The organism is Bradyrhizobium sp. UFLA05-108, from assembly GCF_059803455.1.
Map to the genome: position 1 here is coordinate 55,539 of NZ_JBANAZ010000044.1, position 23,738 is coordinate 79,276.

Here is a 23,738-nt window from a genome sequence, read left to right on the forward strand (position 1 = left end):
CGGGGATGCTGAAGTGCTGCCTCGAGTTGCGTAGCGTGGGAGTCGGCGCCGATGGACAGAATTCTCGCAGCCGCGAAGGAGATCGCGCTAGCGCGCCGCAACCACGCTCCGCTCGCGCCGCTCGAGGTTCCACCCAGGGATGAGGCGGAGGGTTACAAGATCCAGGGCGCGCTGCACGACCTGCTGCTGCCCCATGTCGGCGCGCTGGTCGGCTACAAGATCGGCTGCACCAGCCAGGTCATGCAGGACTACATGCAGATCGACCATCCCTGCGCCGGTGGCGTGTTCGAAAAGGTCGTATATGACAGCCGCGCAAAACTGGCCGCTTCCGACTATGTGCGCGTCGGCGTCGAATGCGAGATCGCCGTGCGGCTCAAGCGCGACCTTGCCCCTAGCGAGGCGCCGTTCACCGCCGAATGGGTGGGAGAGGCGGTCGATGCCTACGCTCCCGCAATCGAGATCGTCGACGACCGCTACGTGAAGTGGGAGACCATGGGCGCGCCGACGCTGATCGCGGATGATTTCTTCGCCGCCGGCTGCGTGCTTGGCGCCACACTCGACCGTGCCAATGTACCCGATCTGCGGGCAGTCGCTGGCCGCGCCCTCGTCAACGGCGAGGAGGCGGGCAAGGGCATCGGCGCCGACGTGCTCGGCCATCCCCACAACGCACTCGCCTGGCTCGCCAATCATCTCGCCGCCGAAGGCAAGGGCCTGCACGCCGGCCAGCTCGTGCTCACCGGCAGCCTCGTGAAAACGCTGTGGCTGAAGGCGGGCGACAAGGTGCGGATGGAGCTGGACGGACTGGGCGTGGTGGAGGCGAAGTTCACGTGAGGGCTATAGCCTCCTCTTCCGCAGTCATTCCCCGCGAAGGCGGGGAATCCAGTACGCCACGGCCCATCGATTGAATCTCTGCTGTCTCGGAGTACTGGATCGCCCGATCAAGTCGGGCGATGACAGTTGAGCACGGGGCGCGTCGCCCAAAAACTCATGCGGCCTCCGGCAGGGGAGCTACCGGAGGCCGCGTAGAACATCGCGTTGTGCCTAGGTTCACAACGAGATGTGGGAGCTCTTGAAGAAACTCTTAGAAGGGCAGCAGCACGTCCATCACTTGCTGGCCGTAGCGCGGCTGTTGCACGTCCATGATCTGGCCGCGGCCGCCATAGGCGATACGGGCCTGGGCGATCTTGGTGGAATCGATGGTGTTGTCGCTCTGGATGTCTTCGGGGCGGACGATGCCGGCGACCACGAGCTCGCGGATCTCGTAGTTGACGCGGATCTCCTGCTTGCCTTCGACCACGAGGTTGCCGTTCGGCAGCACCTGGGTGACGACGGCGGCGACGTTGGTCTGCAACGCTTCCTGGCGCTGCACCGAGCCCTTGCCATCGCTGGAGGCGGTGGAGTCGGCGGTGAGGATGCGGCCGGGCAGCACCTTCTGCGCCTGCACGCCGAGCGTCTTCGAGCCGATGAAGTCCGTGATGCCGGAGTCCTCGGAGTTGGTGCGGCTGCGCTGGGTCTCGTTGGAGAGGTTGGCCTTGTCGGTGATGTTCACGGTCACCGTCAGGAGGTCGCCGACCTGATGGGCGCGCTGGTCCTTGAAGAAGGCGCGGCTGCCGTTGCGCCACAGCGAGTTCGGATTGTAGGAGGCGACTTCCGGTTTCGGCATCGGCATCTGCACCGGCTTGTAGCCGGGCTGCGTCGTCGGATTGTCGATCGCGGACAGTTTCGGCTGCTCGCCGATCTGCGACAGACGGTCGATCGAGGAGCACCCGCTCGCAAAGGCGAAGGTTGCGAGCAGCGCGCCGGAGAGGGCGATACGACGAAGACGGGCCGCGGAACTGAACTTGGACATGACTTACTCTGACTTGGCTTGTGCTTGCGCGATCTGGGTTGGCGAAACCGGGGCCTGGATCAGGCTTTGGGCGAGGGCGGCCGCTGAGGGCGTCTCCTCGCGCTTGAGCGATGAGGTCTGCTCGACCGCGGGCGCGGCAGGCGCGGACTGGCTCGCGCCCTGCACCGTGACCTGGCCGCGGCCGGTGACGATGCCCTGGAGCGTGCGCTTGGACTGCATATTGAGGACGGATACGGTATCGCCCTCAGAGCCGCTGTCGACCGCCTTGCCGCGGGTGGTGAGGTAGAGGCCCGGCACCTGGTAGATGATGGTGACGTTCTGGTCGCGCTGCACGAGGTCGGGCTTTGCGATGTCGGCGACGCGGATCGGGGTGCCCGCCCGCATCGGATGACGGAGCTGCATGCCGACCGCGCGCTCGCGCGAGGCGGCTTCCCCCTGGACGTCCGCCCGCGGGCGGCGCTCCAGCACGACGTCGGACGACTTCAGCATCTCGGTGCGGTCGATGTCGCGGCTCAGCACCGCAACCTCCACGGTCTCGATCGCGGTGCCGGTGAGGCGCAGCTTGGTCGGCGCGAGGCTGTTCTCGTTGTTGATCTCGAAGGTCAGGTCGAAGCGGCCGCTGCGCGCGTCGTAGCGTGTGGCGGTCGCCTGGAGCGCGCCGGTGTTGGAGGCGTCCAGCCGCACGTCGGAGATGCCGCGATCGAATGTGACCGTGATGTTGGCGGCGTCGCCAAGGCCGAAGCGGCGCTCGAGCGCGGAGGCGACCGCGAGCTCGAGGTCCTTGTTGGCAAGCGTGCGCGCGAGCCGTGTGACCGTGACCTCCTTGAGGTCGCCGGTCATCACGCCGATCACCTGCTTGGCACGCAACACGCTCAGGACGTTGGCGACCGGCAGCGCGCCGGTGGTGCCGAGATCAGGCGAACGATAGACCGGGATCTGTGCGGCGGAGCCCGCATTGTCGATGAGATCGCCGACCCGCACCACGTCGGAGGTGACGGTGATGCTGGCGCGCAGCGTCGGCGGCGCGATGCCGTCGTCGGCGGCCCATGCCGGCGCTGACAGCGCGAGCAGGGCGGCGAGGGTGGTGATGGTCTTGCGCATCATCGTCATTCCCTAGCGGAACAGCGCCGTGGTGGATTGCATCATCTGGTCGGCGGCGCTGATCACCTTGGCGTTCATCTCGTAGGCGCGCTGGGCGGCGATCAGGTCGCTCATCTCCGAGACGACGTCGACATTGGCCTGTTCGAGGCTGCCCTGCGTGATCGTGCCGTAGCCTTCCGAGCTCGCGGTGCCGTCCTGCGGCGCACCGGAGGAAGGCGTCTCGGTGAACTGGTTGTTGCCGACCGGCTGGAGGCCCGCCTTGTTGATGAAGCGCGTCAGCGCGAGCTGGCCGATGATGGACGAGGTCGACGAGCCCGGCAGCGTCACCGAGACCTGGCCCTGCACGTTGACGGTGAGGCCCGAAGCGTTGTTCGGGATCGTGATGGTCGGCTGCACCGGATTGCCCTGCGCGGTGACGATGCGGCCCTGGTTGTCCATCTGGAAGGTGCCGTCGCGGGTGTACTGGTAGGTCCCGTCAGGCATCAGAATCTTGAAGAAGCCTTCGCCCGAGACCGCCAGATCGAGGTCGTTGCCGGTCTGCGACAGCGTGCCTTGCGTCATGCTGCGCGGCGTGCCGACCGTCTTGACGCCGCCGCCGATATCGACGCCGACCGGCAGGATGGTGCCCTGGTCGGACGACTGCGCGCCGACGCGGCGGATGTGCTCGTAGATCAGATCCTGGAACGCCGCGGTCTGCTTCTTGAAGCCGGTGGTGCGCAGGTTCGCGATGTTGTTGGAGATGACCTGCACGTTGAGTTCCTGTGCCGCCATTCCGGTCGCAGCGGTGTGAAGCGCTTGCATGTCAATCGTCTCCTGATGGCGTTACGCTGGAACGTCGGCGAGCTTCTCGATCGCCGATTTGTGCATGTCACTTTGCTGCTGCAGCAGGTTGGCGACCTGGGTGTACATCCGCATCACCTCGACCATCCGGCTCATCTCGCCGACCGCGTTCACGTTCGACTTCTCGATGTAGCCCTGGCGCACGGTGGACTTGGTGTCGGCCTGCTGGTTCGCGGAACCCTGGGCGTAGAGATTGGCGCCCTGTTTGGCGAGCCTCTGCGGATCGTCGAAGGCGACCATGCGGATCTTGCCGCGGATGGAGTCGACGCGGGCGGTGCCCTCGAGCACCGTCACCGTGCCGTCGGGCGCGACGTTGATGTCGTGGTCGGTCGGCTGGAAGGTGATCGGGCCGGCATTGCCGAGCACGAGATTGCCGTCCGAGGTGACGAGCTGGCCCTGGTTGTTGAGCGAGAACTTGCCGTCGCGGGTGTAGCGCTCGCCGCCGGCGGTCTGCACCGCGAAATAGGAATTGCCGTCGACCGCGAGGTCGAGCGGGTTCTTGGTTTCCTCCATCGGGCCCTGGCCGACATCGCGGAAGGTGCCGCGGTCCTGCACATAGGAGACCCGGCGGTCGGAGCCGACGAAATTGTCCTCACGCGCGCCGGAGTTGAGGAATTCCTCAAACAGCGTGCGATCGGCCTTGAAGCCGTTGGTGTTGGCATTGGCGACGTTGTTGGCGATGACATCCATCTGCCGCTCCAACGTCATCTGCCGCGATAAACCGACCAGAAGCGCGTTCTGCATCGGATGGTTCTCCCCTGTGGAGGTCCTGCTTCGCCGCTCTCCCAAGCGTCTTGGCCGACCCGTCGATGAGACCTTCGGGCTCTCCCAAACCGTCCGGTCTCGGCCTTTCCTCAGCGAAAGCCGTGCCAACGCAGAAAATCACGCATTCGCAGGCGCTTAGGTGTTCTGGAGGGGCGAGCGAGGGGCGGCAGAAAGGTTCTGTTGACCATGTTTGCCCGGCAGATTTTTCCTAGCGCAGGGGCAATCGAAAGGTTCTGTTAACCATGATTACCGTACCGTTTGCAGCTATGAGGAGCGCGTTGCGCGCTGGGGCAGTTGTATCGCGTCACTGGCCGACCAGAAGGCTTCGCTTTCTCAGATCCTTGATAGTGAGCGAGCGCGGCGACCATGGCAGAGAACGAAGCGGAAGGCGGCGCAGCCACTGACGGCACCGAGGCGGCCCCGCCGAAGAACAAGCTCAAGTTCATCATCATCGCGGTCGCAGCGCTCGCCATTCTCGGCGGCGGCGCGGCAACCTGGTTCTTCCTCTTCCGTCATGGCGACGACGAGCACCATGCCGAGGCCGCGCCGCCACCGAAACCGCCGGCCTTCGTCGACGTGCCCGACATGATGGTCAACCTCGCCGGCGCGCCAGGAGAGCGCGTGCAATATCTGCGGCTGAAGATCGTGCTCGAATTGAAGGAAGAGAAGCAGATCGAGGCGATCAAGCCGACGATGCCGCGCGTCACCGACATCTTCCAGACCTATGTCCGGGAGCTGCGCCCCTCCGACCTCAATGGCTCCGCCGGCATCTTCCGCCTCAAGGAGGAGCTGACCAAGCGCGTCAACGCGGCGGTCGCGCCGATCCAGGTCAGCGCGGTGCTGTTCAAGGAAGTCGTGGTCCAGTGACGGTGCAGGGAAGGTAACGGGCTAGCGTCATGGCCGGCAACGAGCAAATGGACCAGGATGCGATTGCCGCCCAATGGGAGGCCTCGCTCGATTCCGAGGATCCCGCGGAGGCCGCGAAGGCTGCTGCCGAGAATGAACTATCCGAGACCATGGCCCTGCAATGGGCGGCCATGGTCGAGGACGGCAGCCGCGATCTCGGCAACGGCAAGAATTCAGGCGAGAGGGTGCTTTCGCAGGAGGAGATCGACAATCTCCTCGGCTTCACCGTCGGCGACGTCACGCTCGACGACCATTCCGGCATTCGCGCGATCATCGATTCAGCGATGGTCTCCTACGAGCGTCTGCCGATGCTCGAAATCGTCTTCGACCGCCTGGTGCGATTGCTGACGACTTCCTTGCGCAATTTCACCTCCGACAACGTCGAAGTCTCGCTCGACCGCATCACCTCGGTGCGTTTCGGCGACTACATGAACTCGATCCCGCTGCCGGCCGTCCTCTCGGTGTTCAAGGCCGAGGAGTGGGAAAACTTCGGCATGGCGGTGGTCGACTCCAGCCTGATCTATTCGATGATCGATGTGCTGCTCGGCGGTCGGCGCGGCGCGAGCCAGCTCCGCATCGAAGGCCGGCCCTACACCACGATCGAGACCGAGCTGGTCAAGCGGCTGGTCGAGGTGGTGCTGGCCGACGCCGAACAGGCATTCCGGCCGCTGTCGCCGGTGACCTTCACGATCGACCGGCTCGAGACCAATCCGCGTTTCGCCGCGATCAGCCGTCCTGCAAACGCCGCGATCCTGGTGCGACTGCGCATCGACATGGAAGATCGTGGCGGCAACATCGAACTACTGCTGCCTTACGCGACCATCGAGCCGATCCGGGGCGTCCTGCTCCAGATGTTCATGGGCGAAAAGTTCGGCCGCGACACGATCTGGGAAGGTCATTTCGCCACCGAGATCGTCCAGGCCGAGATCGCGGTCGATGCCGTGCTCTATGAGGCCGACATTCCGCTCAAGCAGCTCATGCGGCTCAAGGTCGGCGACACGCTGCCGCTGGACATGCGCGCGGATGCCAACGTGACCGTGCGCTGCGGCAGCGTCACACTGACCGAAGGACGGATGGGACGCGTCGGCGATCGCGTCGCGATCCGCGTGACGAAACCTCTGCGCAAGCCAGGTACGACACTTGCGATGTTCGAGAAGGTCGACGAGCAGAACAAGATGATGGAGGCACCATGAACCACTCCTTAGGCATGGCGATCGAGATGCTGGTCGCGATCCTCCTGATGCTGACGATCGGCTACTGCATCCTGCTCAACAAGCGGCTGACGCGGCTGAAGGCGGACGAGCATTCGCTGAAAGCCGTCATCGCCGAGCTGATCACCGCGACCGAGATCGCCGAGCGCGCGATCGGGGGGCTGAAGCTCGCTGTCCGCGACGTCAACGAAAATCTCGGCAGCCAGCTCGCCGCCGCAACGCAGATGTCCGACCAGCTCTATCGCCAGCTCGGCGAGGCCGACAACGTGGTGCGGCGCCTCTCCAAGATCGCCATCGCCGCGCGCCCCGTGACGAATCCGGAAGCTGCCGCAGCCCCCGTCGTCAAGCCCTCGGCGGCGAAGGCGGTGGCGGCGGCTGCCGAAGCATTCTCCGAGCGCAGAAGGTCCAACGGGATTGCCGCATAAAGTCGATGCATGAAATCCTTTCGTAACATCCGCGTCATTCCCGTCGTTCTGGTCGCAGTCGCCGCCCTCGCCATGCTGAAGGTCGCGGGCCTCGTGATCAACGGCGGCTACGTGTTCGACTACCAGCCGAACACGACCAGAAAATCCTGGGCGCAGGAAAACCTCAACTTCCCGACCGGCCGCGAAGACCCCGACATCACCGGCTCGACGCACGGCGCGCCGAAGGAGGCTTCCAAGGAAGATGCGCCGAAACCGGCCGCGCCCGAGACCAAGCCCGAAGGCCAGGTGATCAAGCCGGAAGAATCCCGCGAGCAGACTTCGCCCGCCGAGCGCGCGATTCTGGAGCGCTTGCAGAACCGTCGCCAGGAGCTCGAAGCACGCCAGCGCGAGATCGACATTCGCGAGAGCCTGCTCAAGGCGGCCGAGAAGCGCATCGAGTCCAAGGTCGAGGAGATGAAGGCGGTGGAAGCCCGCATCTCCACCACCGCAGCCGAGCAGAAGGCGGCGGAAGCTCAGCGTCTCAAGGGCCTCGTCACCATGTACGAGGGCATGAAGCCCAAGGACGCCGCGCGGGTGTTCGATCGCCTGGAGATGGGCGTGCTGATCGAGATCGCGACGCAGATCGCGCCGCGCAAGATGTCGGACATCATGGGATTGATGCAGCCCGAGGCCGCCGAGCGGCTGACGGTCGAGATGGCCCGCCGCGCCGGTGGCGGCGGAGACCGCTCTGCCGATGCCGCCGATCTGCCCAAGATTGAGGGCCGCCCGACGCAAAAGCCGAATTGAAACGGAGGATTTCCCGCTCCACCGCGATGGGGCTGGGGGCTGAAGTATCGCGGTGGAGCGGAGCCGGCAAACCTCAATACGCAAGCGAAGCCCCGGCGAGGACAATCTGCGTGTGTGATTCGGGCGTGTTGGCGGCCAATTCGAGGCGTTGTTGGTGCGCGCACAACACTTCGCTCGGCGCACCACTCCCCTCCGTGATGCGTTTTCCGCAATGCAGCATCGGTTACTGCGAGAACGGATTGCGAGAATGGATTAAGACGCCATTAGCTTATGCGGATCATGCTTCTCAGCATGAGAGTTGCAATGGCCGCACTTGTTGCTCTCCTCGCGCTTCATTACGTGGACGAGCAACTATTCGGCGCCCGGTACACCCGAGGCGTAACGGCGATGCTGTCTCAGATCATGAGGTCGTTCGGCTAGGGCGCGTTCAGACTGTTTGTCTAGTTCGCGACGCGCTGGTCTACCCTGCGATCTCCGATCCCGGCAGTCGTCGCGTCGAACCACTTCCCGGCGGGAAGCGGCGTGCCGCATCGTTGCCTGATCAGATCGGCCTTCGTGACACGCGTCACCAGATTCAGAGTGCTATGGCAACAGGAGCACTCGTAAACCTTCAGAGCATATCCTTTGGCGACTGGAACGAGAGCTATGAGTGCTCTTGCCCTGCTGCATATGATGCAATTGGCTTCCCCGCGCATCGATCGAGCCCCCGCCTGATCAATCGAAATCGGATCGTCACGACGCTATCTCGTTCTGATTCGCTCATCGGTTGCAACATCTCAATGGTTGAGCGGGTGCGCCCGGCAAACCTCACCGCGCAGACCGTCCTCACGCATGAAGCGAGTGACGAAGAGCCTGCCTCGCGTTGCAGATGCAGTCAGACGGCGCTTCTCGTTCTGAACGTGCGATGAGTTGACGCGCGCAAAATGTGAGCTGGACGACAGTCGCGCAGCGCACACTGGAACTAGGGTGGGGCCATTCGCTAATCAGTGGCGTGGAGGGAGCGATGAACTACTGCTCATCCATAGCAGACCGCGCAATCGAGGCCATCAATCGTCTGCTGATCGTGGCGATGACGTCCGCCTGGACATCGACCTTGAGTCATCAGCATGCATTGCCGCCCGCTGAGGAAGATGACAGTGACGATGACGCTTGTTCGCGGCAGCACAGCGCCTCGCCGTCGGATTGGAACGGCAGGCAACACTGAAAGAGCCTTGCGGCACAGCCGCAGTTCGCGATCAACACGCGACGTTGTGAGGCGTTGATGACTCCGATGTGGTGGCGTGTTTGGTCGGGTCAGCGATTTCCGATCCGAGCGCGCCAACGTGCTTCAAAAGTGTCGTAGTCCACGGCCCATGCTTGCGAGTCCAGCGGATTGCTCGGGCTTGCCGCGACCGAGCCCGTCACGTTCGCGGCCAAAGCTGGTTGTGCCGAATTCCGCTTTGGCCACTCCAGCTCCGATTTAGAAAGCATAGGCTTGCCCTCGTACCAGCATTTCCGTTCATCGATGATGCGATAGGACCACCAGCGACCCTGCGTCGACGAGGGTATCGAGCTGCTGCATTGTTGCTTCGCCATTGCATCGGGTGTCCCGGCTGGCAAAAGCCAGGTCGCGAAGGCGGCAAGGGCGACCGATCGGAGCCGGTTCGTCATTGGTCTGCAAAGGAACCGCTTCGCTGCTGTAAACGGCTTACAGCAACGACGAGCTCGGGACGTTCCAGAACTTCGATCAGTCTATCGAGAACACGCTCGGTGCTCTGAGGTCGCGGTTGAAGGTATTCTTCGAGGATCGATTGCGCTTCGCTGATCGCATGAAGTGCCAATTGTTGATCGGTCATCACTTCTTACCCATCCACAGATCCGCCGGTAACAGAGGCAGAAAAGATCAAGTCACTTTTGGGGAATATTCACGTTTTCCTCAGGTCTTTGATCAACTTTTGTTTCAATCGGAACCTCAAGCCATAGAAGCCCACAGGTCGAAAATCTTCATACCATCAACTCGTGGTGATAGGCGGGCTGAGCGCTCGCTTCATGAACAGAGACCGAATTCAAAGGGGCGGCGGCGTCGTGCGCAGGCGCAAGCGATTCAACTGCTTGGGCTCCCAGAAGTCCCGGGCGTGCTATGTTTGTATCGACCAACGACGGGGTAGGGGGCAGTTCCGCGAACGCAAGAGCGCCCGAGCCTTTGGCCTCGGTAAGCTCGTTCCTGAAATGAAATACGTCTTCAGCGCCGAGCGCTGTGAGAGGATGTGAGCCGAGGAGCGCGGGTGTGGCAGCGGACCATTCAGAATGATCGGCGGCGGACTGAATGGGCGCGATGCCTTGCTCGCTCCTTGCGCTGAAGGCCAGATTGGCAGCGAACGAAAAAACAAAATGGTCGCTGCTGGCGAGATGGTTGGCACCGAACCCGCTGATGCCTTCAGGCTTCGCTTCAGCCTGGCTGATGTCGTCCCCGCTCTTGCCGGTCGTCGTCGGGCTGCTGGAACTGCCGGCGGCCACGTCGATTTGGCCGGTATCGTTCGTTGAGTCCGGACTGGCTGCCGGTGGCTGGCTGGCGTCGCTTCCGCCCCCTGTGCCGTCTTGTTTCGATGTCCCATCGCTTGGTGGCGGATCCGTTTGCGTTGCGGCAGCCGGGCTGTCGAGGTCCCGGAAGCCTGCGCCGTGGATGGTAATCGTCACAACCTGCGGCGTGCCGTCGATCGTGGTTATCGTGAAGGTATCGGTCAGCGTGTCGCAGGCCCTGAGAGCCCGGACCGCGCAGTTGTCTTCGTCGAGTGCGTAGGTCCAAACGCCCGCAGCCGTCATCGTGAAGGTGCCATAGCCGTGCGTGCTGCACTTGGGCGCGCAAACCGCCGTGAACAGGTTGGGCGGATTGTCGACATCAGTGTCGGTGAGCGTGCCGGTGGCCGTCGGTGCCTCCGGCGTCTTGCAGATCGGCTCGGTCACCGAGCCCGTCGTGGTGCCGTGGATGATGGCAGGGTCGTTGGCGCCCTGGATGGTGATCGTCACCACCTGCGGCGTGCCGTCGATCGTGGTCACCGTGAAGGTGTCGGTGAGCTTGTCGCAGACATTGAGCGCCTGCACCGCACTGTTGCTGTTGTCGAGCGTGTAGGTCCAGACGCCCGCTGCCGTCATTGTGAAGGTGCCGTAGCCGCCAGCGCTGACCTTGGGTGAGCACACCGCGGTGAACGTGTTGGGCGGATTGTCGACATCGGTGTCGGTCAGCGTGCCGGTCGCCGTCGGCATACCCGGCTTGCAGCCAGCCGCCTCGATCACGCACCCGGCTGTCTTGCCGGAGATGATGGCGGGATCGTTGGCGCCATGGATGGTGATCGTCACCACTTGTGGTGTGCCGTCGATCGTGGTCACGGTGAATTTGTCGGTCAATGTGTCGCCGACATTGAGCGCCTGAACTTTGCAGTTGCTGTTGTCGAGCGTGTAGGTCCAGACGCCGGCCGCCGTCATAGTGAAGGTGCCGTAGCTGCCCGCTTCGGGACAACCGACCGGCACGAAAGTGTTGGGCGTATTGTCGACGTCGGTGTCGGTCAGCGTACCGGTCGCGGTCGGAATTCCCGGCTTGCAGCCGGCCGCCTCGGTCACTGAGCCGGTCGCGTCGCCCGAGACGATCGCGGCATCGTTGGCGCCGTGGATGGTGATCGTCACGACCTGCGGCGTACCATCGATCGTGTTCACGATGAACGTGTCGGTCAAGGTGTCGCCGACATTGAGCGCCTGCACCTTGCTGTTGGTATTGTCGACTGTGTAGGTCCAGACGCCCGACGCGGTCACGCTGAACGTGCCGTAGCCCGCCGTGCTGGTCTTGGAATTCACGACCGTGAAGGTGTTTGGGGTATTGTCGACGTCTTTATCGGTCAGTGTGCCGGTCGCGGATGCGCCGGGCGCCGCGTTGGCAACGCCGCCCGCTTCGGTTGACGAGCCGGTGGTGACACCGGAAATGATGGCGGCGTCATTGACGCCATCGATGCTGATTGTGAAGTTCTGAGCAGTGGTAAGGTTGCCGTCCGACACCGTAATGACGAAATCGTCAGTCGTCGGCGTCGTCAGCGCGTTGATCGCGTCACTGTTCGGTACGAAGGTATAAGCGCCGCTGGCGCTGTTCACATAAAGCGTGCCATAGGTGCTGGCTTTCGATACATCATACGTCACTCCGCCCACGACCGTGTCGCCGGCGGTGCCGCCGCTGATACCGAAAATCAGTGGCGCGCCGCTGGTGCTGCTGGCGCTGAACGTGCCGCTGGTCGCAGTGAAGGTGTCAAACACCACCGTATCGAGTTCGACCAGTCCTGACTGAATATTGAACGTCGGCGGCGAATGAACAACGATGGGATTATCGGGAACGACGACGGTGCTAGGCAGCACGATCGGAAGCGAATGTAGCTGCGCAGGAGCGTCGGACTCTATGAAATTGATCGGCTCCAGCGGCAGCGTCTCCGGGAAGGGAGTCGTGCCGGATCCCTTTGGCCCGACCTCCTTCGAGAGATTGGCCCACACGTCATGCTCCGCCGCCTGGAGTTCCTCCATGCGAGCCGGGGTATTGACGACCTGGTTGACGCTGACCGAAGACCCGACCTTGTTGAGCACGACCGTCTCGCCGGGATCCTCGACGATGATGTGTCGCGGAACCGCCTCCTTGGTCACGAGCTCGAACGCGCCGTGCTCGACGTCCTTGTACGTGATGCTGTCATTGTCCAGGAACGTGATATTCGCGTCTGCGGCCTCGGCACCCTTCAACATCGAGAACATCAATGTTCCGAGCGCCAGCATTCCGAACCCGCCCGTATGGATCCGGCCGCGAATGCTCCCAACGGGAGTATCGAGCGTCAGGGCACCGCTCTTTGCCGACCGCCCGGCAACGAAAGCAAAGGTGCCTTTGGATATCGTGAACACGGCCGAGCACGAGTTGCGGTCGAGATCGCAGACGAATTCGCTCAGCTCCATGCGCGCGCCGCTGGAGAGGTTGAAAAAGGTGTCGTCAATGAAGCGGATGCCGATCTGCCCGTCGGCGGCCGTCTCGATCACATCACCGGGGCGGAGTGGATCGCCAACCATGACTTGGGTGGCGATGCCGCTCGCACGCCTCAAGATGCCGCAACCGATCGCCGTGTGAACGGTGCCGATTATCTTCGGAGACGCGACCACGGAGGTCACGTCTCCGGCCTCTACGCCGGACGCAACTAACATAGCCTTCGACCTCGTCAGCCGAGAACTCAGGCTCAGCGCGCCTTTTTTCTTTCGTTCTGGTCTGCCCTCGCCACGAGATCAACCAATCATGGCGCCGGCAGCCCAGGGCTTGCCCGCCGAAATCCTGATCGAGATCACCCAAGTCGATTCAAGAAAGAGACGCGTTCAGCGCGTGGTCGAACCCGGCCCCTTCCATCGAAGCGATTTGCTTTTCCAAATGAGAGTTAGTGTAATTTTTCTGCGGTATTCCGGATCTGTGGAACAAAATTAAGCCGGCGGGATGGATTTAACAACCATTAAATTATATTATATACCGCTCGACTAGGTTTGTTCGGAAAAACCGCATGGGCTGGGGCGGAGATCTTCTCAATGAAGGGGGAGGTCATGCGTGTATATTCGATACTCGGATTGGTGACCGCTTTCATTCTGACGCTCGCCGGCCTTTTGCCAGATGCTGCGCGCGCGCAAGTCGATTCCGCCAAGCCCGTTCTTCAGAACTTTTCCTCGAAGCCAATTGGCAAGATCGTAACCGCCACGGGCTCCGTCACGATCGAACACGCGAATGCGGTCGTTGTTCAGGCCAACGTGCCCCCCCAACCCAATCAGACGAAAGTCGGCGATCTCGTCTATCTGGGGGACGTGCTGCGGACAGGGGATGACGGTCGAGTTGGCATCAACTTTACCGATGGCAGCTCGTTCAATCTGTCGAGCAACGCGCACATGACCTTGGACGAATACGTCTACGACCCAAACGGAAAGTCCAATTCGACTTTCTTCAGCCTCGCAAAAGGCACGTTCACCTTCGTTGCCGGCAAGGTCGCGAAAACTGGTGACATGAAGATCGACACCCCGGTCGCCACAATGGGCATCAGAGGCACCACGCCCCATGTCGAGATCTCCGACAACGGGTCGGTGAAATTCTCTACCCTCATCGAAGAGGGCAAGAGCAAGATGACAAAGAAATCCGCCGGTTCCACTGGGCCATCTGAACAGAAAGCCGACCGCAAGCTCAACTTGAACATCTGCCGACGGTGCTAGAAGCCTTTCACCAGGGACAGAAATTTCCCTAATTCGTGATCGGGGATACTGATATGAAGCCGAGTGCGACCGGAGCCATCACCGGCGTCGTGGCGTCTGGTCTCATCTTGCTATTGCTGGAGCTGCCGGCGGTGGCGCAGGCGCCGAAGCAGGAGGGGAGCTATCTCAAGACGATTGAGCTGTGCAACAGCGTCGCGCGCGCATCGCTCGAAGCACGAATTGATGGTTGCACCGCGTTCATCGATGCGCACCGAAACGCGACGAAGGCCTTGGCCATCGCCTATAACAATCGTGGCAACGCTTATGCCGAAACGGGACGCTATGATCGCGCCATCCACGATTTCGATCAATCGATCGAGCTCAACCCGGGCTACACCAAGGCCTTCAACAACCGCGGTGTGGCCCATCTGATGAAAGGCGAATACGACCTCGCGATCGAGTCTCTGGATGAGGCCATCAAGCTCAATCCTGGCTACGGCGAGGCCTTCGCGAACCGTGCAGAGGCTAACCTTCGAAAGAACGCGTACGATCGCGCGGCGCGAGACTACGACGAGGCCATCCGTTTGCGGCCAGATCTGGCGGGCGCGTGGAGCGGACGCTGTTGGGCCCGGACCATGCTGGGCACTCTGCAGGCTGCGCTCGAAGACTGTAACAAGGCGCTTCAATCGGGATCGGGCAATGCGGCCACATACGATTCGCGTGCTCTGGTCTTCCTGAAGATGGGCCAGCTCGCTGCAGCCATGGATGACTATAACTCAGCGCTGCGGCTCGAGCCGAAGCTGGCGAGCGCGCTTTATGGGCGCGGCCTCGCCCGGCTCAGGCAAAGCGACAAGGCAGGCGGTGATGCCGATATCGTGGCGGCAGAGACAATTCAGCCCGGGATCGCCGACGACTTCGCGCGCTACGGCGTGCAGTAGAAGCGGCATTCGCAAACTGGACTGCGACCGTCGAGGTATCAAAATCCGGTATTCAAGTGGGTTCGATGGTGCTTAGATTTCACCTGCGTCATGACGTGACGGGCGCTGGCTTACGGACTCCGCTCGTTGCTTTGGAATAGGTTTGCCCTTAAGGCCCGCCTCCAACTCTTGAAGCCTTCCGTTCTTCCCCATACTCGGGGGCGGGTCTTTGTTTTTCAGAAGACTGTGGGCCGCACCGCTGGCCAAGAAGTCCGTTGCCATGCCACGCTGCGCAGTCGAATACGACGGCAACGTAGCGGTACTCTCCTCGTGATGTTCTGTCTCGCACACGCCGCGCTGTGGGCGCGTGAAGCAAGTGCCCAGTGTTCAGCGCGCGACGTCCTGCAAAGTCAAAATCATCGGCCAGGACGGCAAGGCGGACGCGCAAATATCCGTGCGATCCCGCTTGCTGTTCGTGCGACCGACAGGAGCCGAGAACGCAGCATTCCTTCCGCCCTAAGAATAAGAATATCGTCTGCTGAGACCAGGGCTCCCCTGGCGGCCGAGGAATGACGGGCGTCACTGGGCCAGACCCCTCACGGACCGCCGGGTTGCCGGCGGATCTCTTCCAGCAGGCGGCGCATCGCCTCGACCTCCTTGCCGAAGCCTGCCCAATCACCGGTTTTCAACCGCTCCATTGCCTGATCGTAGTGGGTGAGCGCCTCCTGCGCGCGTGCCGCCACGGCTCCTTCGCTGGGCAACTCCGCGGTCCCACCCGGTGCCGTCGTTGTGGGCCCGCTGTTCGCGAAGAGCGCCCACAAGGCTTCCTCGAGCGTTTCCTTCATGACGACGTGCTCGCCATAGGCGGCAATCACCCGTTTCAGTTCCGGCAAATGACCCTGCTCGGCTCGCAGATATAGCGGCGACACGTAAAGGATCGAGTTCTCGATGGGGATCACGAGCAGGTTTCCCCGGATCACTCGCGAGCCCATCTGGTTCCACAGCGAGATCTGCTGGGAGATCTCCGTGTTCTGATGAATGCGTGCCTCGATCTGAAACGGTCCGTAGACCAGCTTCTCCTTGGGAAATTCGTACACGATCAGCTTGCCATAGCCGGGCTCGTCGCAGCGTGCGGCGAGCCATGCGATCATGTTGTCGCGGCGGCTCGGTACCATCGGGATCATCAGAAAGAACTCGGCTTGCGCTTCGCCAGGCAGTCGCATGATGATGTAGTAGGGCGCCATCGCGGTCGTGCCGTCCAGTGAAGAGACGCCATCGCCGGCCGGCTGGCGCGGGAATTGCCAGAGGTCCTCGCGGTTGTAGAAAACATCGGCAGATTCCATGTGATAGGTTTGGAAAAGCCGGGCCTGGATCAGGAAGAGGTCCTCGGGATAGCGAATGTGCCTTTGCAGATCGGGCGGCATCGCCGTGAACGGCTTGAAGAGAGCCGGGAAGATTCGACGATAGGTCGCGGCTATCGCGTCTGCCTGGTCCATCAGATAGAAGTCGACGGTACCGTTATAGGCATCGATGATCACCTTCACCGAATTTCTGATGTAGTTGAGATTGTTGGAGCCGGACGCGCGCTGCGCATAGGGAAAATATTCGCTGGTCGTGTAGGCGTCCTGAATCCAGAACATCCGGCCCTCGCTGACGACAAGGTAGGGATCGCGATCCAGAATCAGGAACGGCGCAATCGTGCTCACCCGCTCCTGGATGTTGCGCCGGATCATGATCCGGCTGCCGTCGCCGACGTAGTCTGAAAGAAACAGGTTCACGTCGTTGAAATAGTGGGCGAAGATCAGTCGCCGCACCATGCTCGACAACGGGACGCCGCCGGCACCGTCATAGGATGCGTAGACGTTGTCCTTTCCCTTGGGATAGTCGAACTCCGGCACGGTTGCCTTGACGATGACGTAGTCCTCGGTCTGCTGCCCGTAGTAGATGCGCGGCTCGCGAATCTCGGGTCCTCCCTGCGCAACTGGAGGAACATCGTGCAGGTAGAGGAGCGGAAGCCCTTCGCTGCTCTTCTGCGTGACCGGACTGAGCACCGCACCATTGCCGTGGGTGAACAGGATGTGGCGGTTGACCCAGGTCTGCGCGTTGGGCGGCAGCAGCTCGGAATTCAGCTCGCGCGCCGAGAGGATCACGCTCTGGTAGGTGCCGCCGAGCCAGTAGCGGTCGACATCGAGATTGCGCAGCTTGTAGTAGGTGCGGATCTCCTGAAGTTGCGCGTAAGTGTCGGCCAAGGGTTGCCAATCCCACAGCCTTATATTCTCGATCGTGGCCTTGTTGGCTTCGAGCGTGCCGAAGGTCAGGGTCTGCTCCGCAGGGAATGGCTTGGGCGAGATCCGATTGAGATTGTAGGCCTCCCGGGTCAGCGCGATGTTGCGAGCGATGTAGGGACGCTCCCAGTCCAGCTCGTTGGGCCTGACGTAGAAGCGCTGAAAAACTGCGGGGATGATCCCGGAGAGCAGGAAAGCGGCGCCGAACAGCAGCGCAATTGTGGCGGTGGGGAGGCGGTAGGTGCGGACCCACAGGTTCGCCCATGCGGCCAAGGCAGCGACGATCGACAGCGCGATCAGGATCCACAGGACCGGCAATTCGACGTTGACGTCGGTATAGCCTGCGCCGACCACCACGCCGTTGTCGCCGAACAGCAGGTGGTAGCGGTCGAGGCCGTAGGACCACGCCTTCATGCCGAAGAAAAGCCCAAGCAGTGCCGAACCGTGGGAGATCGCCGCCGGCGACATTCGTTGGGCCCGGTCCTCGATGTCGCCATGCACCCAATAGACGAATCCGGCGAACAGTGCGCTCATGATGAGCGTCAGCATTGCCCAGTTCTTGATGGCTACGAACGCGGGCAGGGAGAACAGGTAGAAACCGATATCCTTGCCGTACAGGGGATCGTTGCTACCGTAGGGCACCTGATAGATGAAGCGGAGCAGCGTGCCCCAGTTGCCGACCTCGCCCCAGGCGACAAGCAAGGCAAAGAGGCCGCTGCTGGCGGCGATCACGCCGCGCCACGGCAGCCGCTCGCGCAGGAATTCAAGCGGATCAGGCTGAGCCGCGGCGGCCGCAAGTGTTGGAACAAAGGCCGCAGGCAATCGGGTTCGCCGCCCGCCAAGACCAAGCGCAATCCGCGCGTTCAGCCACAAGATGGTGGCAGTCGCGGCGAAAACGACAATGAAGCCAGCGGTTTTGGCGCCGATCGTGATCCAGAATATCTGCGTGTAGCCGACCGAGGCGAACCACATCCAGTCGACCAGGACGTCGCTCACGAGAGCGAGCAGGATCAGACCCATGACGATGGCGATGGCCGCGATAGTGAACCCTGCCGCAGCACTGCGCCGCGGCGCCTTCTGGCCGGGTCCGGCGATCCCGATCGTCATGTTCGCACTATAGCAGAATGGCGGCCGGGGCGGCGCTCTCCGGACGTGAGACCGATGGCGCGAATTACCCCTACGCTGGAAGGCCCGGGCTGGCTGCTTCGGGAACGGTGGTGCGGCGCAGCGAGCGCAAGTCAAATCAATCCGACAGCATTAACAAGTCCTTAATTGGCGAAACCTTAAAGTCGGGGGCACAGGCCGGCCCCCATCGCCGGCGTGAATCGTCGGACTGGATGAAATGCCGCCAATGGCGCGACAGGCTGCCGCTGGATTTTGGTCGCGAGCCCGGGCCTTGGTGTTGACCTCGGCGCCGGCTGCGCGCCGTCGTGTCCGCGCGCTGTCCGCACTGGCCGCCTGCTTGTTGGTGGGCCTGGCTTCGCCCGCGCGCGCCCAGCCGGTGCGGGGTGAGGCGACCTTCTCCGCCGGCGGGGGCTTTGCGCGCCTTGTCATCAAGCTCGGCGAGGATGTTTCCTCCGAGGTGACGACCGCGGGCTCGATCCTCATCATCCGCTTCGAGCGACCGGTCGATATACCGGTCGATCGCATTCCGGAAGGCGCTCCCGACTACGTCAACTCCGCGCGGCGCGATCCCGACGGCGCAGCGATCCGGCTGTCGCTGGCGCGCCGCGTCACCGTCAACACCATGAACGCCGGCGAGCGGACCTTCGTCGACCTTCTGCCCGAGGGCTGGAAGGGCGCGCCGCCGAGCCTGCCGATGGACGTGGTGAAGGAACTTTCCGATCGTGCGCGCGCCGCCGAGCGCGCGCTGCGTGCCCAGCGTGTGGCCGCCGAGACCAAGAAGCGCCCGCCGATCCGCGTCCGCGCCTCGGTTCAGCCGACCTTCGTGCGCTTCGTCTTCGAGATGCCCGACGGCGTCGCCGTCTCCTCGGTGCTCAACGAGCAGAAGCTGACGCTCGCCTTCAACGCCAATCTCAACTTCGATCTTGCAGACGCGGTCGTGGCGGCCCCCCCGAACGTGGCCTCGATCAAGCAGAAGGCCGACATCGACCAGACCAATATCGAGATCGCGCTGATCGGCGAGGCCGACGTGCACTCTTTCCGCGACGACAAGAACTATGTCGCCGACGTCGCCTTCCAGCCGGACAAGAACAAGTCCGCGACGACGGCCGAGCAGGTTCTGGCGCCGGCAAAGCCGGCCGCGCCCCCTGGATCGCACGCGGCGGCCGAGAAGGAGATGCCGCGCGAGATCAAGCCTCCGACCTCCGAGACCATCGCGCGCGAGGCCAAGATCGACGTGAAGCCGGAGACCGCGGGCGCGCCGCCGGCTGCCGAGGTGCCGAAGCTTGCACCGGCCGCGTCCGAGCCCGTCGCAGCTGAAATTGCGCATCCGGCCGAGGCACCGAAACCTGCGCCTCCGGCCGCCGAAGCCGCAGCGCCGGCTGCTGCGCCAAAACCCGTGGCCCCGGTGGCCGCCGAAGCGCCGAAGGAGCCGGTCAAGGAGGCGCCGAAGGACGTGGCGAAAGCCGCACCGGTCGGGGCGCCGGCTCCGGCCGTCTCGCAAGAGACCGCGCCAAGCGTCGATGCCCGCCGCGACAGCGACGGCCTGCGCGTGACGTTCCCGCTCTCCGTCGCAACGCCCGCCGCCGCCTTCCGCCGCGGCGACACCGTCTGGCTGGTATTCGATACGCAGAAAGCCATCGACGTCGAGCCGATCCGGGCCAAGGGTGGTGCGATGATCGGCGAGGTCAGCCGCACGCCGCTCGACAAGGGCCAGGCGATCCGCATCCGCCTCAACCGGCCGCTGGTCTATTCGCTGTCGAGCGAGGAGAACGGCAAGGAGACCAACTGGCTCCTGACGCTCGCCGACAAGATCCAGGCGACCCCGCTGCCGTTGATGATGATGCGCAACATCACGGACCCCGCGCTCGCCAATATCGCGATCCCCTTCGCCAATCCGGGCATGCTGCACAAGCTGACCGATCCCGACGCCGGCGACACGCTCTACGTCGTCACCACGCCGCGGCCGGTTCGCGGCTTCATCAAGCGGCAGGACCTGGTCGACCTCTCGCTGCTCGAATCCGCGCACGGCATCGCCATTCGTCCGAACTCCGACGAGGTCGGCGTCGAGGTCGGCTCCGACAAGGTGATCCTCGGCAAGAAGGGCGGGCTGACGCTCTCGCCGGTCGACGTCTCCGCCGAGCGCGCGCCGACCGCGGTGCGGCCGGTCTTCAACATCGAGGAATGGCGCAAGGGCCAGTCCGAGCTGTTCATGAACAGGCAGAGCGCGCTGGTCAACGCGATCGCGGCGGCCGAGCCGGCGCAACGCTCGATCCCACGGCTTGATCTTGCGCATTTCTACATGTCGCGCGGCATGTATCACGAGGCCAAGGCGATGACCGACGTCATGCTGGCCGATCCCCTCAACAAGGAGGAATCCTCGGCGCTGATCATGCACGCGATCGCGAGCATCCTGATCGGCCGTCCCGGGCAGGGGCTGAAGGATCTCGCCAATCCCGTGATCGGCAATAGCCACGATTCGCAGCTCTGGAAGGCGCTCGCCTATGCACGCCAGGGCAAGTGGGCCGATGCACGCGAGAAGTTCAAGAACGTCGAGTTCGCCATAGCCTCGCTGCCGCTCGACGTTCAGCGCATCGTGACGATGGATGCGATGCGGGCTTCGCTCGAGGTGAAGGACTATGCCGGCGCCTCCAAGCGGCGCAGCGAGCTCGAGGTCGTCGGCGTGCCGCCGGAGATGGCGCCGTCCTTCGCGGTGCTGCGCGGCCGGCTCGCCGAAGCGCTCGGTCACGACAAGGACGCGCTCGACGACTACAAGTTCGCGGTCGACTCGGACGACCGGCCGGCCGCCGCCGAGGCCAAGCAGCTCGAGGTCGCGCTGCGGCAGAAGCGCGACGAGATCACCAAGGACGACGCGCTGCGTGAGCTCGAGACGCTGGCGATGACCTGGCGCGGCGATGCCATCGAGGTGAGGACGCTCCAGTTGCTGGCCCGGATGTATGCCGACATGGGCCGCTACCGGGATGCGCTCGCCGCGGCGCGCACCGCGACCAAGCTGCAGCCGAATGCGGAAGCTTCGCGGCAGGCCCAAGATCTCGCGCAGGAGCTGTTCGCGCAGATATTCCTGAGCTCGAAAGGCGACGATCTTCCACCGATCGAGGCGCTCGGGATGTTCTACGAGTTCCGCGAGTTGACGCCGATCGGCCGGCGCGGGGACGAGCTGATCCGCAAGTTGGCCGATCGCCTGGCGTCCATCGACCTGCTCGACCAGGCCGCCGAACTCCTGCAATACCAGGTCGACCATCGCCTCGAAGGCGCTGCGCGCGCGCAGGTTGCGGCCCGCCTTGCCATGGTCTATCTCGCCAACCGCAAGCCCGACATGGCGATCTCGGCGCTGCGCGCGAGCCGCATCAGTGACCTCTCCGGCGAATTGCGCCAGCAGCGTCTCTTGCTCGAGGCGCGCGCGCAGAGCGACGTCGGCCGCCACGACCTCGCGCTCGACATCGTCTCCAACGTCGCCGGTCGCGAGGCCATCCGCCTGCGCTCCGACATCTTCTGGGCGGCGCGGCGCTGGCGCGAATCCGCCGAGCAGATCGAGCTCTACTACGGCGAGCGTTTTCGCGACTTCAAGCCGCTCAACGCGGTCGAGAAGAGTGACGTGATCCGCGCGGCCGTCGGTTACGCGCTCGCCGACGATGCGATCGGGCTGTCGCGCTTCCGCGAGAAATACGCGCCCTTGATGAGCGAGAGCTCGGACCGACTTGCCTTCGATATCGCGAGCAAGCCGGCGGCTGCCTCCAGCGCCGAATTCGCTGAGATCGCAAAGCTCGCTGCCAGCGTCGACACGCTCGACGGCTTCCTGCGCGAGATGAAGCAGCGCTTCCCCGACGCCACCGCTCGCGCGCCCATGCCGCCGCAGGCCAAGGACGAGACCGATCACACCGGCTCGCTGCCCTCGATCCCGCCCGTGAGGCAGATCAAGATGGCCCGCTAGACCGTTTGCCAAGGCCTCTCGACAGCCGTCCGCCAACGCGGCAATTTGCCGTCGTGCGCCGATGCCGGGAGAAGCGTGGACATGAGCAAGCCCGTCAAGACCGAAGCCGAATTGATCGCCATGGCGAAAGCCGAATTGAAGGTCCATGCCGATTGTTCGGAGGGCATGAAGATCATCGTTCTCCGCGATGGCAACAGCTGGGAGTTCCGCGACGAATCCGACCAGTCCACCATCGACAAGCCCGGCTACCCCGAATGCGTCGCCATGCTGGTGCAGATCGGCGATCACCTCAGCAAGCAGTATGACGTCAAGGGGTAGGCGACCTCGGTGTGAGGCGTCACCCCCCGTAACTCTGCACCAGGCTTCCTGCGACCAGCGACCAGCCGTCCACCAGCACGAAGAAGATCAGCTTGAACGGCAGTGACACCACCGCTGGCGGCAGCATCATCATGCCCATCGACATCAGGACGGAGGCGACGACGAGGTCGATGATCAGGAAGGGCAGGAACAGGAGGAAGCCGATCTCGAAGGCGCGCTTCAGTTCCGAGATCATGAACGAGGGAATGAGGATGCGGAGTGCGAGCTCGTCCGGGGTTGCCGGCGGCGGCTCGCCGGAGAGGTCCATGAAGAGTTTGAGGTCCTTCTCGCGCACGTTCTTCTGCATGAAGCCGCGCAGGGGAACTGAGGCGCGCTGGAGCGCGTCCTCGACGCCGATCTGGTTGGCGACCAGCGGCTTGATGCCGTCGTCGTAGGATTTCTGCAGGACCGGTCCCATCACGAAGAAGGTGAGGAACATCGCGAGCGCGATGATCACCGAGTTCGGCGGCGCCGTCGCGGTGCCCATGGCGGTGCGAAGCAGCGACAGCACGACCACGATGCGCGTGAACGACGTCATCATGATCAGGATCGACGGTGCGATCGACAATACCGTGAGCAGCGCGATGAGCTGAATTGCGCGCTCGGTGACGCCCCCGCCGCCCTGGCCGCCGAGATTGATGCTGATGTCCTGCGCATGCGCAGGCGCCGCCAGGAGAGCGGCGCCGATCAGGACAGGAAGGAAAAAAACTCTACGCGGGAAAGCCGAACGTCTCACGAAGGCGGCTTCGGACGGCCGAGCAGGGAGGCCATCTCGTCTTCGAGATTTTCAAAGCTCGTCTTCGCGGGCGCCGCCGGGGCAGGTGTCTCGTTGCGCGACGGGCGCGCCGCGGGTGCGGGCGGCTCGGGCGCAACGGGAGGCGCGACCGTCTCGCCGGTGGGCCGGCGCAGTGCTGCCTCGAGCCGCTGCGCCATCTCGGCGAGATTCTGCTCGGCGCTCGAGGGGGCGGCCGGCGGCGAGGGGGCCGGCGGCCGCCCCCTCGAGCGC

The 23,738-nt window shown here is 63.4% G+C and carries 18 protein-coding genes and 1 pseudogene; 10 read left to right on the forward strand and 9 right to left on the reverse strand.

Going from position 1 to position 23,738, the window contains the following annotated elements; genetic code table 11:
• The first annotated feature begins 51 nt into the window (after positions 1–51).
• Positions 52–831, forward strand: a complete 780-nt coding sequence (locus tag SO140_RS28490) for a 2-keto-4-pentenoate hydratase (protein WP_449377070.1) — start codon at positions 52–54, stop codon at positions 829–831.
• 250 nt (positions 832–1,081) lie between these two features.
• On the opposite strand, the gene flgH is transcribed toward SO140_RS28490, so the two are convergent.
• From flgH to flgF, 4 genes are read right to left on the reverse strand one after another with little or no spacing between them, the layout of a single operon-like run.
• The gene (gene flgH, locus SO140_RS28495) at positions 1,082–1,849 is read right to left on the reverse strand and encodes a flagellar basal body L-ring protein FlgH (protein ID WP_449377071.1); all 768 of its coding nucleotides are present in this window, start codon (positions 1,847–1,849) and stop codon (positions 1,082–1,084) included.
• Positions 1,850–1,852: 3 nt separating this feature from the next.
• Positions 1,853–2,953 (reverse strand): flagellar basal body P-ring formation chaperone FlgA, encoded by a 1,101-nt coding sequence (gene flgA, locus SO140_RS28500; protein ID WP_449377072.1) that lies wholly within the window; start codon positions 2,951–2,953, stop codon positions 1,853–1,855.
• Between the two features lie 9 nt (positions 2,954–2,962).
• Positions 2,963–3,751: a flagellar basal-body rod protein FlgG gene (gene flgG / locus SO140_RS28505; protein ID WP_449377073.1), complete on the reverse strand. Its 789-nt coding sequence runs from the start codon at positions 3,749–3,751 to the stop codon at positions 2,963–2,965.
• A gap of 21 nt (positions 3,752–3,772) precedes the next feature.
• Positions 3,773–4,534 (reverse strand): flagellar basal-body rod protein FlgF, encoded by a 762-nt coding sequence (flgF, locus tag SO140_RS28510; protein ID WP_449377074.1) that lies wholly within the window; start codon positions 4,532–4,534, stop codon positions 3,773–3,775.
• A gap of 387 nt (positions 4,535–4,921) precedes the next feature.
• On the opposite strand from flgF, the gene fliL reads away from it, so the two are divergent.
• The 5 genes from fliL to SO140_RS28535 all read left to right on the forward strand — a co-directional run bounded on the left by fliL (position 4,922) and on the right by SO140_RS28535 (position 9,087).
• Complete coding sequence (gene fliL, locus SO140_RS28515) at positions 4,922–5,422, forward strand: flagellar basal body-associated protein FliL (RefSeq protein WP_449377075.1); 501 nt, start codon at positions 4,922–4,924, stop codon at positions 5,420–5,422.
• 29 nt (positions 5,423–5,451) lie between these two features.
• Entirely contained in the window at positions 5,452–6,654 is a 1,203-nt protein-coding gene (gene fliM, locus SO140_RS28520; protein WP_449377076.1) for a flagellar motor switch protein FliM, read from the forward strand.
• A complete protein-coding gene (locus SO140_RS28525; protein ID WP_449377077.1) occupies positions 6,651–7,097 on the forward strand; it encodes a DUF6468 domain-containing protein in 447 nt (148 codons plus the stop codon). Before fliM ends, SO140_RS28525 begins: the two co-directional genes overlap by 4 nt.
• Before the next feature lie 9 nt (positions 7,098–7,106).
• Positions 7,107–7,883 carry a MotE family protein gene (locus SO140_RS28530; protein WP_449377078.1) on the forward strand — a complete coding sequence of 259 codons (777 nt, stop codon included), beginning with the start codon at positions 7,107–7,109 and terminating at the stop codon, positions 7,881–7,883.
• Positions 7,884–8,886: 1,003 nt separating this feature from the next.
• Positions 8,887–9,087 (forward strand): hypothetical protein, encoded by a 201-nt coding sequence (locus SO140_RS28535; RefSeq protein WP_449377079.1) that lies wholly within the window; start codon positions 8,887–8,889, stop codon positions 9,085–9,087.
• Positions 9,088–9,529: 442 nt separating this feature from the next.
• Here the strand turns inward: SO140_RS28535 and SO140_RS28540 are convergent, their stop codons facing one another.
• Positions 9,530–9,718 carry a hypothetical protein gene (locus SO140_RS28540; RefSeq protein WP_449377080.1) on the reverse strand — a complete coding sequence of 63 codons (189 nt, stop codon included), beginning with the start codon at positions 9,716–9,718 and terminating at the stop codon, positions 9,530–9,532.
• A 148-nt stretch (positions 9,719–9,866) separates the two neighbouring features.
• Positions 9,867–12,920 (reverse strand): VCBS domain-containing protein, encoded by a 3,054-nt coding sequence (locus SO140_RS28545; protein WP_449377081.1) that lies wholly within the window; start codon positions 12,918–12,920, stop codon positions 9,867–9,869.
• Positions 12,921–13,451: 531 nt separating this feature from the next.
• On the opposite strand from SO140_RS28545, the gene SO140_RS28550 reads away from it, so the two are divergent.
• Together SO140_RS28550 and SO140_RS28555 are read left to right on the forward strand one after the other, a co-directional pair.
• Positions 13,452–14,120 (forward strand): FecR family protein, encoded by a 669-nt coding sequence (locus tag SO140_RS28550; protein WP_449377082.1) that lies wholly within the window; start codon positions 13,452–13,454, stop codon positions 14,118–14,120.
• A gap of 131 nt (positions 14,121–14,251) precedes the next feature.
• Entirely contained in the window at positions 14,252–15,037 is a 786-nt protein-coding gene (locus SO140_RS28555) for a tetratricopeptide repeat protein (protein WP_474800374.1), read from the forward strand.
• Positions 15,038–15,612: 575 nt separating this feature from the next.
• Here the strand turns inward: SO140_RS28555 and SO140_RS28560 are convergent.
• On the reverse strand, positions 15,613–18,408 hold the full coding sequence (locus SO140_RS28560; RefSeq protein ID WP_449377084.1) for a UPF0182 family membrane protein: 2,796 nt from the start codon (positions 18,406–18,408) through the stop codon (positions 15,613–15,615).
• 244 nt (positions 18,409–18,652) lie between these two features.
• Between SO140_RS28560 and SO140_RS28565 the strand changes: the two genes are divergently transcribed.
• On the forward strand, positions 18,653–22,375 hold the full coding sequence (locus SO140_RS28565; protein WP_449377085.1) for a tetratricopeptide repeat protein: 3,723 nt from the start codon (positions 18,653–18,655) through the stop codon (positions 22,373–22,375).
• A gap of 81 nt (positions 22,376–22,456) precedes the next feature.
• Entirely contained in the window at positions 22,457–22,693 is a 237-nt protein-coding gene (locus SO140_RS28570) for a hypothetical protein (RefSeq protein ID WP_449377086.1), read from the forward strand.
• A 19-nt stretch (positions 22,694–22,712) separates the two neighbouring features.
• Here SO140_RS28570 and fliP read toward each other — a convergent pair whose 3' ends face one another.
• Together fliP and SO140_RS28580 are read right to left on the reverse strand one after the other, a co-directional pair.
• Positions 22,713–23,468, reverse strand: coding sequence for a flagellar type III secretion system pore protein FliP (gene fliP / locus SO140_RS28575; protein WP_449377087.1), 756 nt, complete (start codon positions 23,466–23,468; stop codon positions 22,713–22,715).
• Positions 23,465–23,738 (reverse strand): annotated as a pseudogene (locus tag SO140_RS28580) (flagellar biosynthetic protein FliO); the annotation flags it as partial. The gene fliP and the pseudogene SO140_RS28580, both read right to left, overlap by 4 nt.

Coding starts and splice junctions, on each gene's coding strand:
- SO140_RS28560 (WP_449377084.1), bottom strand. CDS start 18,408: ATGACGATCGGGATCGCCGGACCCGGCCAGAAGGCGCCGCGGCGCAGT.
- SO140_RS28530 (WP_449377078.1), top strand. CDS start 7,107: ATGAAATCCTTTCGTAACATCCGCGTCATTCCCGTCGTTCTGGTCGCA.
- SO140_RS28550 (WP_449377082.1), top strand. CDS start 13,452: ATGAAGGGGGAGGTCATGCGTGTATATTCGATACTCGGATTGGTGACC.
- flgG (WP_449377073.1), bottom strand. CDS start 3,751: ATGCAAGCGCTTCACACCGCTGCGACCGGAATGGCGGCACAGGAACTC.
- flgF (WP_449377074.1), bottom strand. CDS start 4,534: ATGCAGAACGCGCTTCTGGTCGGTTTATCGCGGCAGATGACGTTGGAG.
- fliM (WP_449377076.1), top strand. CDS start 5,452: ATGGCCGGCAACGAGCAAATGGACCAGGATGCGATTGCCGCCCAATGG.
- SO140_RS28570 (WP_449377086.1), top strand. CDS start 22,457: ATGAGCAAGCCCGTCAAGACCGAAGCCGAATTGATCGCCATGGCGAAA.
- flgH (WP_449377071.1), bottom strand. CDS start 1,849: ATGTCCAAGTTCAGTTCCGCGGCCCGTCTTCGTCGTATCGCCCTCTCC.
- SO140_RS28535 (WP_449377079.1), top strand. CDS start 8,887: ATGAACTACTGCTCATCCATAGCAGACCGCGCAATCGAGGCCATCAAT.
- SO140_RS28490 (WP_449377070.1), top strand. CDS start 52: ATGGACAGAATTCTCGCAGCCGCGAAGGAGATCGCGCTAGCGCGCCGC.
- fliL (WP_449377075.1), top strand. CDS start 4,922: ATGGCAGAGAACGAAGCGGAAGGCGGCGCAGCCACTGACGGCACCGAG.
- flgA (WP_449377072.1), bottom strand. CDS start 2,953: ATGATGCGCAAGACCATCACCACCCTCGCCGCCCTGCTCGCGCTGTCA.
- SO140_RS28525 (WP_449377077.1), top strand. CDS start 6,651: ATGAACCACTCCTTAGGCATGGCGATCGAGATGCTGGTCGCGATCCTC.
- SO140_RS28565 (WP_449377085.1), top strand. CDS start 18,653: ATGGCGCGACAGGCTGCCGCTGGATTTTGGTCGCGAGCCCGGGCCTTG.
- SO140_RS28540 (WP_449377080.1), bottom strand. CDS start 9,718: ATGACCGATCAACAATTGGCACTTCATGCGATCAGCGAAGCGCAATCG.